The following is a 14,880-nucleotide window of genomic DNA, read 5'->3' as shown; positions in this document are numbered from 1 at the left end:
ACCCCGCCTGTCGGGCGGGCGAGTTCGGGCGAGGACGGGGCGGTCGGGCCGCCCGTGAGCGGTTCACCCGTGGTGACGGGCGGAGGGTCCGGCGGGTCTCGGGGCCTTTCGGGCAGGGGCTCACGAGCGTCCGAGCGGCGTTCGGTCGGACGTTTGAAATGAGCCGTGAGTGCGTATAGTCGGAAATGTCGCACCTCCCAGCATTCTGCCGCCACAGCATGAGGTCAAGCCGGTGGATGATGCAGCAGACAGCGCGCGGGGCGCGCGTTCGGAGGCGAACTCCGGGCGTCACGCCGTGCTCTGCAATCAAGACGGTCAGTATACGATCTGGCCCGGTGACTTCACGGTACCCAGTGGATGGCGCACCGTGTTCGGGCCCGCGCGGCGCGACGAGTGCCGCGACTACGTGGACCGCGAGTGGCACCCGGCCGGGCTCGGCCCGGTCGGCCACGGCGCGGCCCACGCCGGACCCGACGGCGCGAGACCGGCCCACGCCGGGTCGGAGTGCGCGGATCCGGACGGGCCGGCCGCGGCCCGCACGCCGGGCCGCGCCGGATCCACCGGAACCGTGCACGGCATGTTCCGGGCCCGTGCCGCGCACGCCCCCGACGCCCTCGCCGTCCTCACCGACGACGGCGACGCGCTCACCTACCGTGAGCTCGACCGCCGCAGTGACCGGCTCGCCGCCGCCCTGCGCGCCCGGGGCGTACGGGCGGAGCGGGTCGTCCCGGTCTGCCTGGAACGCGGCGCGGACCTGGTGACGGCCTGGCTCGGCGTCCTCAAGGCCGGCGGCGCCTTCCTGCCGCTGGACCCGGTCCACCCCGAGCGGCGGTTGACCGGGCTGGTCGAGGACTGCGGGGCGGACGTGGTCGTCGCGGAGGAGGGGCGGACCTTCCCCGGGGTGCAGGTGCTCGGGGCCGACGCCACCGCACCGGCCGACGCCACCGCACCGGCGGGCGCCGTCGCACCGGCCGGCGCCGCGTCCGGCGACCCGGCCCCGCCCGAGGACCCGGCCCCGCCCGAGGACCCAGCCGCCCCCGGGGACCTCGCCTACCTGATCTACACCTCCGGTACCACCGGAACCCCCAAGGGCGTCCCGGTCACCCACCGTTCCCTGGTCTTCACCCTGGACCGGGTCGTCCGCGCCTACGGACTCACCCCCCGGGACCGCGTGCTGCAGCTCGCCGCCCTGGGCTTCGACACCTCGTTGGAACAGGTCTTCGCCGCCCTCACCGCGGGCTCCACCCTCGTCCTCGGCGGCGCCCGCACCTGGGCGCCCACCGAACTCGTCCACCGGATGAGCGAACTGGGCCTCACCGTCGCCGACCTCACCCCCGCGTACTGGCACCACGTGGTCGCGCTGCTCCCCGAGGGCGGGCCCGCCCCCGACGGGCTGCGGCTGATCGTCGTCGGCGGCGACACCGTGCACGCCGACGACTGCCGGACCTGCCTGGACCGGCTGCCCGGGGTCCGGCTGGTCAACGCCTACGGCGTGACCGAGGCGGCCGTCACCTCCACCCTCTGTGAGATCACGCCCGAGGTGCTGGCCGCCGGCACCCACGGGTCCGTCCTCCACCCGCCGGGAGCCGGCCATCCCTCCCCGGACGGCCACCCCTCCCCGGACGGTCAGTCTTCCCCGGACGGCCACCCCGCCCCGGACCGGCACCGCGCCGGCGACCGGCGCTCCGCCTCCGACCGGCACCCCGGCGGCATCGACGCGCCCGTGCCGATCGGCAGACCGCTGCCCGGTGTGCGGGTGCACGTCCTGGACGCCCGGCTCAGCCCGGTCCGGCCCGGCGAGAAGGGCCAGATCTACCTCGGCGGTCCCGGTCTCGCCCGCGGCTACTGGAAGTCGCCCGCGCTCACCGCCGAGGCCTTCCTGCCCGACCCCTACGCGGCCGCCCCCGGCGACCGGATGTACCGGACCGGTGACGCGGGCCGCTGGCGGGCCGACGGCCTGCTGGAGATCCTCGGCCGCTTCGACGACCAGGTGAAGGTCCGCGGCTACCGCGTCGACCCCGCCGAGATCGAGTCCGTCCTGGCCTCCCACCCGGACGTCCGACAGGCCCGGGTCGCCGCCGACGACGGCGACGACGGCGCCCACGTCCTCACCGCCTACTACACGCTCGGCGACCGGGGCGCGTCCGGCGCCCGGGCCCGGCGCCGGGAGATCCGCGCCTTCCTGGCCGCGCGGCTCCCCGACTTCATGGTCCCCGCCGAGTTCGTCCTGCTCGACTCCATGCCCCTCACCCCGGCGGGCAAGATCGACCGGCGCCGACTGCCGCACACCCGGCCGCAGTTGCAGCGCCGGGACGGCGAGGGGGCGGACGGCGCCGCGGACGGCCTGCGCGCCTCCGCCGGGAACGGGAACGGCAGCGGCCCCGGCGCGGGCGGTGCGAGCGGCGGCAGCGGCGGTGGTGACAGCGGCGGCGGCAACGGGAGCAGCGGGACCGGTACCGGCGACGCCGTCGACGTCGGCGTCGGCCACCTCTGGTCCGAGCTCCTCGACGTCGAACAGGTCGGCCCCGACGACGACTTCTTCGACCTCGGCGGCAACTCCCTGCTCGCCATGGAGATGCTCGCCCGGGCCCGGATCATGTTCGGCATCGACGTCACCCGGATCCGCGGGCTCACCCGCTCGCTGCTCCGGGACGCCACCCTGCGCGCCTTCGCCGCGGCCACCCGGGCCGCCCGCGCGGGCGAGGACGCCCCCGGCGGCGCGCCCGCTCCCGGCCGCGCCGCCGTCGACTGGACCGCCGAGGCCCGGCTCAGCACCCCCGTCCGGCAGTCCTGGCACCCCGCGCCCTCCCGCGCCGAACCCACCGAGATCCTGCTCACCGGCGCCACCGGCTTCTGCGGCGCCCACCTGCTCGACACGCTGCTGCACACCACCGCGGCCCGCATCCACTGCCTCGTCCGGGCCCCGGACGAGGAACACGCGCTGGAACGCATCCGAGCGGCCCAGCAGCGGTTCCTCCGGCACGACCTGGCCGACCGCCGGGTGGTCCCGCTGGTCGGCGACCTCGCCGAGCCGCTGCTCGGTCTGACCCAGCACCGGTTCGAGGAGCTGGCGGACAGCCTCGACGCCATCCACCACCTCGGCGGCCAGGTCAACTTCATCTACCCGTACCAGCAGCTGCGCGGCCCCAACGTCGGCGGCACCCGCGAGGTGGTCCGGCTCGCCGGGCACTCGCGCGGCATACCCGTGCACTACCTCTCCACCCTCGCGGTGCTCGCCGGGTTCGGCGCGGCCGGCGTCCGCGAGGTGACCGAACGGACTCCGCTCGCCCACCCCGAGAAGCTCGCCGTCGGCTACGTGGAGAGCAAGTGGGTGGCCGAGCAGCTGCTGCACAACGCGGCGGCGGCCGGGCTGCCGGTCACGGTGATGCGCACCAACGACGTCACCGGGGACCTCGCCGGAGGTGTGATGAACACCGGCACCGAACTCTGCGCGCTGATCAAGTACATGGCGGAGAGCGGGAGTTACCCGGACGTCCGGCTGCCGCTCGACTTCGTCCCCGCCGACCGGTTCAGCCGCGCCGTCGCCCACATCGTCGCCCACGCCCCCGCCAACGGCGAGGTCTACCACATCACGTCACCGCGGCCCGCGGCCCTCGCCGACCTCGCCGACCGGCTCCGCGCGCGCGGCTACCCGGTGGACGAGGTGCCCTACGGCGAGTGGGTCCAGGGGCTGATCCGGTTCGCCGCCGGCCACCCCACCCACCCGGTGACCCCGTTCGTGCCGCTCTTCGTCGACCGCGCGCCGGGCACCGAACTCTCCATCAGCGAGATGTACTTCCGCCCGACGTTCCCGCTCTTCGACCGGGCCAACACCGACCACGCCCTCGCCGGAAGCGGCATCCAACTGCCCGCCGTGGACGGCGAACTGCTGGACCTCTACCTGACGCAGCTGACCGCCGAGGGCTTCCTCGTCCCGCCGCTGGGAGCGATGAGGTGACGGCGCCGGACGGCGGGCGGGCGACCGAACCCCCCTCGGCGGCGGGCCTGTTCGACGCCGTGGACGTCGCGCGGGCGCCCGCCGACGGGCCTGCGGCGTTCGGCGGCACGCTGGAGCCGGACGTGCTGCTGGCGGCGTACCGGCGCGGGCTGTTCCCGCTGCCCGCCGCCGACGACTACGCGAGCGCCTTCAACGAGGCCCGGTACGAGGACGCGGTGGCGGCGGGGGACGTCGTCCTGCTGCCGGGACCGGACCACCGGGACCCGTACGCGCTCGGCTGGTGGTCGCCCGACCCGCGCCCGGTGATCGCCCCGGAGCAGGTCCGCGTCGGGCGCAAGCTCTCCCGGTTGCTCCGCAACCGCCTCGGCTGGTGGACCAGCGCCGACCGGGCCTTCGAGGAGGTCCTCGCCGCCTGTGCGGAGGGGCGCGAACCCCCTTGGCTCACGGCCGGGTTGCAGGAGGCGTTGGTCCGGCTGCACCGGCTCGGTGCGGCCCACAGCGCCGAGGTCTGGGAGGGGGAGGAGCTGGTCGGCGGCGTCTTCGGCATCGTCACCGGTTCCGTGCTCAGCCTCGACTCGATGTTCCACCGCCGCCCCGACGCCGCGCGCGTCGCCGTCGCCGACCTCGCCACCCGCTTCGCCGACGCCGGCGGCCGGCTGCTCGACGCGCAGTGGGACTCCCCGCACGTCCGCACCCTCGGGGCCGCCCCGGCCCCCCGCGCCCACTACCTCGCCGAACTCGCCCACCCGGCGCGGACGGGGCCCCTCGACACCGCGGCCCACCCGGCGGCCCGGCTGACCCCCCGGCGGCCCCGCCACGGCGGCGGCCACCGGGCCGGACCGGCCCGGCCCGCAGGCCCTGCCGGGTCCGCCGGGTCCGCAGGGTCCTCTCCTCGTTGACGGCGGGCATCGGCGGGCCGCCGGGGTGCCACGCGTCCAGGAAGGCCGGCTGGCGGCCCGGATCGACCAGCTCGACCTGCGCGCCGACCCGGTCCAGCCGGTGATAGAGAACGGACGCCCGTACGGGCAACCTCGCCACCCGCGCCGGCACGCTGGCCGACGCCCGACTCGCCCATCTGCACCGCCACCTGCTCACGCAGTCGCAGGGCTGGACGTGACGCCGTCCCGGGCAGCCGCCGCGTTCTGCGGCCGCCCGGGACGCCGGTGGGGACGCCGGCAGGGCCTCCGGGAGGGCGGCCCCGTCGTGCCGCCGCCCCGCGGTGCCGCCGGTTTCGACGCCACCGCGGTCGGGAACGGAAGCGACCATGCTGTCTGTCGTGGTGGCCCCCTGGGGCGGTGACCCGGTGTTCGCCCGGGCCGGGGACGAGCCGCACGACGCGGCGAGCACGATGAAGGTGGCCGTCCTGGCCGCGCTCCACCGCAGCGGGGTGGACCTGGACGCCCGCGTCCCGGTCGTGAACGCCTTCGCCTCGGCCGCCGGCGGCGAGTTCGGCAACGATCCGGACTGGGACAGCGATCCCGTCCCCTGGAGCCTGCTCGGCCGGACGGCGCCGCTCCGGCTGCTCGCCGAGCGGATGATCACCCACTCCTCGAACCTCGCCACCAACCTCTGTCTCGCCCGGACCGGCCACGCCGCCGTCGCCGGAGCCTGGCGGCGCGCGGGCGCGACGCACAGCTCCAGCCCGCGCGGCATCGAGGACCACCGGGCGCGCGACGCGGGCCTGCACAACCGGGTGACCGCCCGCGACCTGGTCCGCCTCCTCCAGTCCCTCGACGGCGAACCGGAGCTGCTGGCCCTGCTCGAACGCAACGCGTTCCGGGTCGACCTCGCGGCCGGGCTGCCGCCGGGCACCCGGGTGGCGTTCAAGAACGGCTGGTTCCCCGGGGTGCGGCACAGCGTCGGCCTCGTCCACCCGGACGACTGCCCGCCGTACCTGCTGGCCGTCTGCTACACCGGTCCGCTGGCCTCCGGGGCGGACGAGGCGGAGGCGGACCCGGCGGCCCGGCTGGTGGCCCGGATCTCGGCCGAGGTCTGGCGGCGCCGGCACGCCGTCACCCGGACGCCGACCGGCCCGGCCGGTGCGACCGGCACGGCCCCGGCGGCCCGCCCGGGACCGCCGTCGCGTTGACCCACGGCTCCGGCCCGGGCCCGGTGCGGACACACGTCCGCGCCGGGCCCGGGCCGGTCACAACCGGGGGAACGCTCAGTACGGCTGGACGAGGACGTGCGCGGCGCCCGGGATGCCGACCTTCAGCAGCTCGTCCTCCTCCGCAGTGGTCGGCGTGCCGGTCTCCTGCTTGAGGATGGCCCGGGACAGCGCCTGCACCCACATCGCGCGCGGCCGGCGGCGCTCCTCCCAGGCGGCCAGCGAGGCGGGCACGGTCTCGGCGGCGTCCAGGCTCTGGGCGAGCACCAGCGCGTCCTCGACGGCCATCGCCGCGCCCTGGGCCAGGTGCGGGGTGGAGGCGTGCGCGGCGTCGCCGGCCAGCACCACCCGGCCGACGTGCCACGGCTCCTCGACCGTCACCTGGGAGATCCGGGTGTACACCACGGTCGCCGGGTCGACGACCTGCGCCAGCGCCTCGGCGATCGGGCCGCCGAAGCCGGCCAGCCGCTCGCGCAGCTGCTCGTGGGCCAGCTCCGGGTCCGGCCGGAAGTCCTCGGCCTCGGCGAACACCGAGCCCAGGTACATCAGGTCCTCGCTGATCGGGGTGAGCAGCGCCTTGGCCTTGAGGTTGCCGGCGGACATCACGACGCCCTGCACCTCGGGCGAACGCGGCAGCGTGACGCGCCAGTTGGCGAAGCCGGTGTACTCGGGCGCGTAGGTCTCGCCGTACAGGTGCCGGCGCAGCGGCGAGCCGATGCCGTCGAAGCCGACCACCAGGTCGTAGCGGCTGCTCTGCCCGTCGGACAGGGTGACCGCCACCTCCTCGCCCTCGTCGACGAGTTCGGTGATCGTGGTGCCGAACCGGATGCTCGCGCCGGCGGCGGTGGCGGCCTCGTTGAGCACCTGGGCCAGGACCGGCCGCGGAATGCCGTTGTTGGAGGGCACGTCGCCCATCCGGGGCTGCGGGATCTTCGCGACGGTGACGCCGGCCGGGTCGCAGATGGTCAGCACCTCCCACTCGAAGCCGGCCTTGACGCACTGCTCCAGCACGCCGATCTCACGCATCACGTGCAGCGCGTTGGACGGCTGGATGATGCCGACGCCCAGCGCCTCCAGTTCGTCGCGCAGCTCGACGACGTCGACCCGGTGGCCGCGCCGGGCGAGGGCGGCGGCCGCGGTCAGGCCGCCGATGCCGCCGCCGTGGACGAGTACGCGCAGGGGTGGGGTCATGACGGGTTCTCCAAGCGGAAGGGGAAGCGGGAGGGGAGGGGGGAGCCCGGCGGCCGGGGAAGGGGCCGGCGGGCGAAGAAACGTTTCAGCCGACCGCTGCGGCCGTCGAGAGGTCCATCAGATGGTCGACCAGGGCCAGCAGCAGGTCCCGCCCGTAGGTCCGCTCCCGCACGTCGCCGAGCAGCATCGGCACCTGCGGGTCCAGGTCCAGGGCGGCCCGGATCTCCTCCGGGCCGCGGGTGTTGTGGGCGTGGAAGCAGTTGATCGCCACCACGAACGGGATGCCCCGGCTCTCGAAGAAGTCGATCGAGGCGAAGCTGGTGTCCAGCCGGCGGGTGTCGGCGATGACGATCCCGCCGAGCGCGCCGTTCACCAGGTCGTTCCACATGAACCAGAACCGTTCCTGGCCGGGCGTGCCGAACAGGTAGACCACCAGCTCCGGATTGACCGTGATCCGGCCGAAGTCCAGGGCGACGGTGGTGGTCTCCTTGCTGTCGATGCCCGACAGGTCGTCGACGCCGACGCTGGCGCGGGTCAGCAGCTCCTCGGTGCGCAGCGGCGCGACCTCACTGACCGAGCCGACCAGGGTGGTCTTGCCGACGCCGAAGCCGCCGGCGATCAGGATCTTGACGGCGGCGGGGGCCGTCGTCGGGCCGTGGGAGGCCGGGCCCCCGGCGGCCAGGCGGTTCGGCCCCGCTGCGTGCGGTCCGGGGGAGGGGAGGGGTGCGGTCGGTGCCATGGTTCAGAGTCTCCGGAGTCCTTCGCGTACGGCCGTCAGCAGTCCGAGGTCCACGCCCCCGCTGACCCGGGCCACCGAGAGCGGCGGCCGGGCCAGCAGCAGGCCCTGCGAGATGAGATCGCCCAGCAGGATCTTGGTGACCGAGACCGGCAGGTTGAGGCCGGCCGACACCTCGGCGACGGCGGCCGGACGGCGGCAGCGCTCCAGGATCATCCGGTGCTCCGGCTGCAGGGAGCGCGGCCCGGACCGGGAGCCCCGGGCCAGCGCCTCGGCCGCCGGGTCGTCGACGGTGGTGAGCAGGGTGATCAGGGTGAGGTCGTCGCGTTCGGGCGCGACCCGGCCGCGGGTGATGGTGTAGGGGCGCACCATCGTGCCCGCGCCGTAGTCCTCGTCGTCGTCCTCGTCGGGCTCGCTCCAGTGGGGGCGCACCGGCGTCTCAGCCCCGGTTCCGGGCCGCGAAGGCGTCGAACTCGTTGCGGGCCGGGGTGCTCATCTTCTGGCCCACCTGCTGCACCAGGGTGTGCATGGCCACCGACATGACCTCGGCGTCCACCTCCTGGGAGGCGACCACGGCCAGGTGGGTGCCCTGGGCGGCGGCGATGATGAACAGCCAGACCTCGGCCAGCTCGACGATCACCTGGTGCACCGGACCGCCGTCGAAGAGCTGGCCGACGCCGCGGGCCAGGCTCTGCTGGCCGGTGGCGACGGCGGCCAGCCGCTCGGCGTCCGACCGCTCGATGGTCCGCGAGTGACTGACGACCAGGCCGTCGTCGGAGAGCAGGACGGCGCTTCTGGTCCCGGCCACCGAGTCGACGAGTCCGTCCAGCAGCCAGTCCAGGTCCTGGTGGGTGGCGATCGTACGGTTCATCACTGGTCTTCCGTCCTCGTGGTTCGGGGGTCCGCGGCGGGGAGGGCCCAGGGGGACGGGCCCGGCGCGGGAGTCGGGGGGCCGGCGTGGGCGGGGGGTGCCGGGGAGTCGGGGTACTCGGGACCCGTGCCGTCCGGGTCCGGCCCCTGGCCGCGCGCGGCGCGGGACTGGCGCTGGAAGGCGCCGATGGTCGCGCCCGACCGGCGGGGCGGACGCTGGAAGGGCCCCGCCGCACCGTCCTGCCCACCCTGCCCGACGAGCCCGGGGGCGTCGGCCTGCCCGCCGGCGGTGGCGCCGTGGTCGGCCCGGGGCTGCGGCGGGACCCGCAGCTCGGCGGCGAGGCTGGCCTGCCGGACGCGCTGCGGGAGCGGCGGCTGGCCGGTCTCCGGGGCGCTGAGCGGGATCGCGGAGTCGTACTCGCGCCGCTCCCGGCGCTCCGCGAGCCGGTAGTGGTCGGCGGGCCGGTACTGCTCGTCGGCGTACGGCGCCTCGGCGGGCGTCACCGTCGCGTAGGCGATGTCGGGGTACGCGGGGGCGTCGTACGGCGGGAGCGCGGCCTCCGGGGCACCGGCGTGGGCGGGGCTGCCGTGGGCCGGGGTGCCGTCGTAGCCGGGTCCGCCGTACGCGGGTGCCTGGTAGCCGGGCGAACCGTGCTCGACGGGCTGCTCCGCCTCCGCAGGCGTCACGTACTCGACGAGCGCGAACGCCTCGGCGGGCTCCGGCCGGGGGTTGCCGGTGAACCAGTCGGTGTCCGGGGGGACGTCGTCGTCGGTGAACGTCTTGCCACCGGAGTAGCCGCGGCCCTCGGGGTAGCCGCCCTGCTCCGGGTAGCCGCCCGCCTGGGGGAAGGCACCCTGGTCGGCGGGGGCGGCCTCGCCGGGGCCGTCGGAGGGGCCGGCGGCGGTGGGGGCCGTGGTCACGGTGTCGACGCTGTCGCCGAACGCCGCCTCGATGGCCGCGCGCCCCTCCTCGTCCTCGTCGACCAGGACCACCGGTCCAGCGGTCGGCACGGTCGGTGCGGTCGACAGAGCGGGCATCTCGGTCACCGAGGCCAGCACCGCGTTGCCGTGCGCGCCGCGCTGGCGGCGGGCGAGCGGGATCGGCTCGACCGGCACGGCGTCCGGCAGGTCGGCGTCCCCGTCGATGACGAGCTCGCCGGGGACGAGCACGACCACCCGGGTGCCGCCGAAGGCCGACGGCCGGAACTCCACCCTGATGCCGGTGCTCGCCGCGAGCCGGGCGACCACGTAGAAGCCGAGCCGGATGTCGTCGGCGCGGGCCAGCACGTCCATCCGCGGCGGGCTGGTCATCAGCGCGTTGGCCGCGTCGTACTGGTCCGGGTCCATGCCGAGCCCGCGGTCCTCGATCTCGATGGCGAGGCCGCGTCCGACGACGGCCGCCCGCACGTCGACCGGCGTGGGCGGCTTCGAGAAGGTCGCCGCGTTCTCCATCAGCTCGGCGACCACGTGGGCCACCGGTCCGACGGCGCGCTCCGAGAGCCACGGGTGGCCCTCGACGTCCAGCATGATCCGGCGGTAGTCCTGCACCTCGCCCTGGGCGGAGCGGAGCACGTCCAGCAGCGGGACGGGCTTGCGCCACTTCCGCTGCGGCTGGCCGCCGGCCAGGATGACCAGGTTCTCCTCGTAGCGGCGCAGGCGCGCGGTGAGGTGGTCGAGGTCGAACAGCCCCTCCAGCACCTCCGGGTCCTCGTGCTTGCGCTCCAGCTCGTCGAGCTTGCGCAGCTGCTGGCCGATCAGCAGCTGGGTACGGCGTGCGATCCGCTGGAGCAGCCGCTCGAAGCCGCGGTACTGCTCGGCCTGGCGGACGGACGTCTCCAGCGCGGAGGTGCGGGCCAGGTTGAGCGCCTGGCCGAGCTGCGCCAGCTCGTCGGTGCCGTTGGAGTGCGGTCCGGCCGTGATGGCCCGGCTCTCCGCCTCGACGTCGACCTGCTCGCCCTGCGAGAGCCGCTCCACCACCTCGGGCAGGGTCCGCTCCAGCTCCTGGGCCTGGCTCTGGAGCTCCTTGATCCGGCGGCGCAGCGAGCGGGTGAGCCGCCAGCTGGTGAGGACCACCGCGACGACCGCGAACAGGCCGATCACGGCGGTCAGCGCGACCCGGGTGAGCAGCGAGATGATCGAGCCCTTGCCGACCTCGACGACGCCCTCGGTGCGCGTCTCGATGGCCTTCACCAGCGCCGGGTTGACCTGGTCGAGGGCCTGTCGCCACTGGTCCTGGAGCTGCGGGAGCTTGACGCTGCCGCCGGCGTCGACGGTGGCGGGCCGGATCAGCGCCTGCTCGACGGTGGCCTTGGCCTGCCAGGCGGGGCTGTTGGCGAGCTGCTGCCAGGCACCCTGCTCGTCGGCCGGCACGTACGGGACGACCTGCACGGTGAACAGGTGGTCCTGGGCGCCGATGGCCTGCTGGAGCAGCTGGTAGTCGGCGGTGCTGAGCTTCCCGGAGGGCCAGCCGCGGGCCAGGATGGCGTCCTCGCGGGCCAGCATCTCCTTGGCCCAGAACGCGTTGACCAGGGTCTTGGAGATCCAGGTGACCTCGCCGTTGGCCACGTGGCTGAGCGCGGTGAACAGCCGGAGGTCGACGGCGATCAGGTCCGTGTAGTACGCGTAGACGGTCTGCTGGTCGACGGCGGACCGGTCGACGGCGGACCGCTGCTCGGCCAGCCTGCCGAGCGCGCGGCGCGCCTCGGCGACCGCGTTGCGGACGTCGGTGGGCGCGCTGTCGGCGGTCTCGCCGGAGAGCGCCTGGAACTTCGTGACGGCCTCGTCGGTCAGCTGCCGCTGGCGCTTCAGCTGGTCCGTGACGCTGCCGGGCCGGGCGAGCGCCTCGGCACTGAGCCGGCGCTCCTCCTGGAGGTTGTAGTAGACGATGTTGGAGGGCTGTCCCGCCTTCTGCGCCAGCAGTCCCTGGGCCGCCTGGCGTTGGAAGTCGAAGAAGGTCACGCCGCTGGTGACGGCCCAGAGGGCGGCCAGGGCGAGACTCGGGACGAGGGCGAGGACGAGCAGTGCCGTCCGCAGTGACAGGCGCGGACGCCTGCGGGGGGCCTTCGGCGTCGGGGGCCGCCGATTCGCACGCGCGCGCAGAACTGTCTCCTTGGGGCTGGCGGCCGGTCCGTGAGGGCCGGGCCGTCCGGGGCACGGTCTTTTGACGAGGCGATACTAGTCATACGGTGTGTTAGGAGTGAAAGCGCGTTCGATCTTCGGACGACGTGCACACACGTCCTTAACATGGCGTCAGTGTGCGGTTAACGTCCCGGCCGGGCGCCGGACGGTCCCTGCGGCCCGCCCCCGAAGGTGCCGCGGTCGTGTCCGCGGCCGTGCCCCGAATCCGTCCGGGATGTGCCCGATCGCGCCTCCGACCTGGCCTCCGACCCGACCTCCGACGACGTCCGACGTGCTCCGGCCGGGCCCCGGTGCGGGCGCCCGGCAGCGGCGCACGGCCCGATGTCCGTTCTGCGGAACCGAGTTGTCCGAGGCGGCGGATCGTGGTTACGGTACCCGCTATGCAGTCGTGGAGTCTCCTTCTCGGTGGCCGCAGCGGGGTCTGACCGGACCGGCACCCCGCTGCGGGGTGCCGTGCTGCCGGTCGTCGTCCGGTACCGACCGCGCGGAAACCGCGCAGCGAAGGACCCCCCGTGACCGCCCCAGGCACCACTCCGCAGTTCCCCACCCTCCGCACCCCCGCCGGCCCCGTCCCGGCCGCCGCTCCCGCCTGGAACCCGCAGCGCGGCAGTGCGATGCCGTTCCACCGCTACCGCCCCGCCCACCGGCGCGTACCGCTGCCCGAGGCCACCGCCCGCGCGTGGCCGTCGCGGCGGATCGAGCGGGCCCCGCTCTGGGTGCCCGTCGACCTGCGGGACGGCAACCAGGCGCTCGCCGAGCCGATGGACCCGGCGCGCAAGCAGCGGATGTTCGACCTGTTCCTGGCCATGGGCTTCAAGGAGATCGAGGTCGGCTACCCCTCCGCCAGCCGGACCGACTTCGACTTCGTCCGCCGCCTCGCCACCACGCCGGGTGCGGTGCCCGAGGACGTCACCGTCGTCGTCTTCACCGCCGCCCGCGCCGACCTCATCGACCGCACCTTCGAGTCCGTCGAGGGGCTGCCCCGGGTCGTCGTCCACCTCTACACCGCGACCGCCCCCGTCTGGCGGGACGTCGTCCTCGGCCGCAGCCGCGAGGAGGTCCGGGCGCTGGTCACCGGAGCCGCCGAGCACATGGCCCGGCGGGCCGGCGACCGGCCCGGCCTGCGGTTCCAGTTCTCGCCCGAGGTGTTCAACCTCACCGAGCCGGACTACGTCCTGGAGCTCTGCGACGGCCTCACCGCGCTCTGGGACGCGAGCCCCGACCGCCCGGTCGTCCACAACCTGCCCGCCACCGTCGAGATCGCCACCCCCAACGTCTACGCCGACCAGATCGAGTACCTGCACCGGCACCTGGCCCGCCGGGACTCGGTGATCCTCTCCGTCCACCCGCACAACGACCGGGGCACCGGCGTCGCCTGCGCGGAACTGGCCGTCCTGGCCGGCGCCCAGCGGGTCGAGGGCTGCCTCTTCGGCAACGGCGAACGGACCGGGAACGTCGATCTGTCGACCCTCGCGCTGAACCTGTACACGCAGGGCGTCGACCCGATGGTCGACTTCTCCGACATCGACGAGATCCGGCGCACCGTCGAGCACTGCAACCGGCTGCCCGTCCACGAACGCCACCCCTACGTCGGCGACCTCGTCCACACCGCCTTCTCCGGCACCCACCAGGACGCCATCAAGAAGGGCTTCGCCCACCACGCCGCGACCGCCGCCGGCCTGGGCGTCCCGCCCGGCCTGGCCCCGTGGGACGTCCCCTACCTGCCGATCGACCCGGCCGACCTCGGCCGCGACTACGAGGCCGTGATCCGGGTCAACAGCCAGTCCGGCAAGGGCGGCATCGCCTACCTGCTCCAGGCCGGGCACGGCCTCGACCTGCCGCGCCGCCTCCAGATCGAGTTCTCGCGCGTGGTCCAGGAGTCGACGGACGACAGCGGGCGCGAGGTCACCGCCGACGAGCTCTACGCGCTCTTCCGGGCCACCTACCTGGACGCCGCCGTCGACGCGTCGTGGCGCACGGGGGAGACGGCCGGCGGCGCGCACTGGGCCGAGGTCACCCTCGACGGCACGGCGTTCCGGGGCGAGGGCAACGGGCCGCTGGACGCGGTGTCCGCGGCGCTCCGTGCGGCCGGGCACCCCGTCGACATCCTCCGGTTCACCGAGCACGCCGTCCGCACCGGCCCCGACAGCGACGCCGTCGCGTACGTGGAGGCCAGGATCGGGGGCGGCGGCAGCGCCGACGGCACGGACGACGCGGGGGACACCGGCGGTGCCGGGGGCGAGGTGGTCTGGGGCGTCGGACGGGACTCCTCCGTCCTGACCGCCGGGGTGCGGGCCGTCCTCAGCGCCGTCGGGCGCGGCCGGGCGCGTTCCGCGGGCGTCCGGCAGGACGGCGCGATGACGTCCTCCCTCCCCGCCCGCAGTCAGGCGGTCGCCGACGCCCTCGCGGCGGCCGGTCTGCCCGGCGAGATCCGGGTCCTGCCCGACTCCGCCCGTACCGCCGCCGAGGCAGCCGCCGCCCTCGGCTGCGAGGTCGGCGCCATCGCCAACAGCCTGGTGTTCACCTGCGACGGCGCGCCCCTGCTGGTCATGACCAGTGGCGCCCACCGCGTCGACACCGAGTACCTGGCCAGGCGGCTGGGCACCGGACCGATCACCCGGGCGGGCGCCGAGCAGGTCCGCGAGGCCACCGGCCAGGCCATCGGGGGCGTCGCCCCCGTCGGCCACCCCGCCCCGCTGCGGACCGTCGTCGACACCGACCTCGCCGGCCACGAGGTGCTGTGGGCCGCCGCGGGCCACCCGCACACCGTCGTCCCGATGACGTACGACGACCTGCTGAAGCTGACCGGCGGCACCCCCTCGGCGGTCGTCCCCGAGGAGCGGCGGGTGCTCTGACCCGTCCGGAGGTCCTCCCGGCCGC

At 75.1% G+C, this 14,880-nt stretch carries 9 protein-coding genes and 1 pseudogene; 5 read left to right on the top strand and 5 right to left on the bottom strand.

What is annotated here, in order from left to right; translation table 11 throughout:
- Positions 1 to 169 precede the first annotated feature (169 nt).
- The 3 genes from PUR56_RS27485 to PUR56_RS27475 all read left to right on the top strand — a co-directional run bounded on the left by PUR56_RS27485 (position 170) and on the right by PUR56_RS27475 (position 6,047).
- Complete coding sequence (locus tag PUR56_RS27485; protein ID WP_329950883.1) at positions 170 to 3,958, top strand: thioester reductase domain-containing protein; 3,789 nt, start codon at positions 170 to 172, stop codon at positions 3,956 to 3,958.
- On the top strand, positions 3,955 to 4,857 hold the full coding sequence (locus PUR56_RS27480; RefSeq protein WP_329950882.1) for a leucyl/phenylalanyl-tRNA--protein transferase: 903 nt from the start codon (positions 3,955 to 3,957) through the stop codon (positions 4,855 to 4,857). Before PUR56_RS27485 ends, PUR56_RS27480 begins: the two co-directional genes overlap by 4 nt.
- 365 nt (positions 4,858 to 5,222) lie before the next feature.
- Positions 5,223 to 6,047, top strand: coding sequence for a serine hydrolase (locus PUR56_RS27475; protein ID WP_329950881.1), 825 nt, complete (start codon positions 5,223 to 5,225; stop codon positions 6,045 to 6,047).
- Between the two features lie 75 nt (positions 6,048 to 6,122).
- On the opposite strand, the gene PUR56_RS27470 is transcribed toward PUR56_RS27475, so the two are convergent.
- The 5 genes from PUR56_RS27470 to PUR56_RS27450 all read right to left on the bottom strand — a co-directional run bounded on the left by PUR56_RS27470 (position 6,123) and on the right by PUR56_RS27450 (position 11,820).
- Complete coding sequence (locus PUR56_RS27470) at positions 6,123 to 7,256, bottom strand: FAD-dependent monooxygenase (RefSeq protein ID WP_329950880.1); 1,134 nt, start codon at positions 7,254 to 7,256, stop codon at positions 6,123 to 6,125.
- Between the two features lie 85 nt (positions 7,257 to 7,341).
- A complete protein-coding gene (locus tag PUR56_RS27465) occupies positions 7,342 to 7,995 on the bottom strand; it encodes a GTP-binding protein (RefSeq protein WP_329878286.1) in 654 nt (217 codons plus the stop codon).
- Positions 7,996 to 7,998: 3 nt separating this feature from the next.
- Positions 7,999 to 8,424, bottom strand: coding sequence for a DUF742 domain-containing protein (locus tag PUR56_RS27460; RefSeq protein WP_380355415.1), 426 nt, complete (start codon positions 8,422 to 8,424; stop codon positions 7,999 to 8,001).
- A 7-nt stretch (positions 8,425 to 8,431) separates the two neighbouring features.
- Positions 8,432 to 8,863, bottom strand: a complete 432-nt coding sequence (locus tag PUR56_RS27455; protein WP_329878284.1) for a roadblock/LC7 domain-containing protein — start codon at positions 8,861 to 8,863, stop codon at positions 8,432 to 8,434.
- The gene (locus PUR56_RS27450) at positions 8,863 to 11,820 is read right to left on the bottom strand and encodes a sensor histidine kinase (protein WP_329950879.1); all 2,958 of its coding nucleotides are present in this window, start codon (positions 11,818 to 11,820) and stop codon (positions 8,863 to 8,865) included. The genes PUR56_RS27455 and PUR56_RS27450 overlap by 1 nt, the downstream gene beginning before the upstream one ends.
- Before the next feature lie 794 nt (positions 11,821 to 12,614).
- Between PUR56_RS27450 and PUR56_RS27445 the strand changes: the two are divergent.
- Positions 12,615 to 14,324: pseudogene (locus PUR56_RS27445) on the top strand (2-isopropylmalate synthase); the annotation flags it as partial.
- 33 nt (positions 14,325 to 14,357) lie between these two features.
- On the top strand, positions 14,358 to 14,855 hold the full coding sequence (locus tag PUR56_RS43605; RefSeq protein WP_355401503.1) for a YbaK/EbsC family protein: 498 nt from the start codon (positions 14,358 to 14,360) through the stop codon (positions 14,853 to 14,855).
- Positions 14,856 to 14,880: the final 25 nt, after the last annotated feature.

The sequence above is a fragment of the Streptomyces sp. BE303 genome (assembly GCF_036290945.1).
Taxonomy (GTDB): domain Bacteria; phylum Actinomycetota; class Actinomycetes; order Streptomycetales; family Streptomycetaceae; genus Kitasatospora.
The sequence above is the reverse complement of the archived record's forward strand: the minus strand, read 5'-3'. Positions and strand labels throughout refer to the sequence as shown.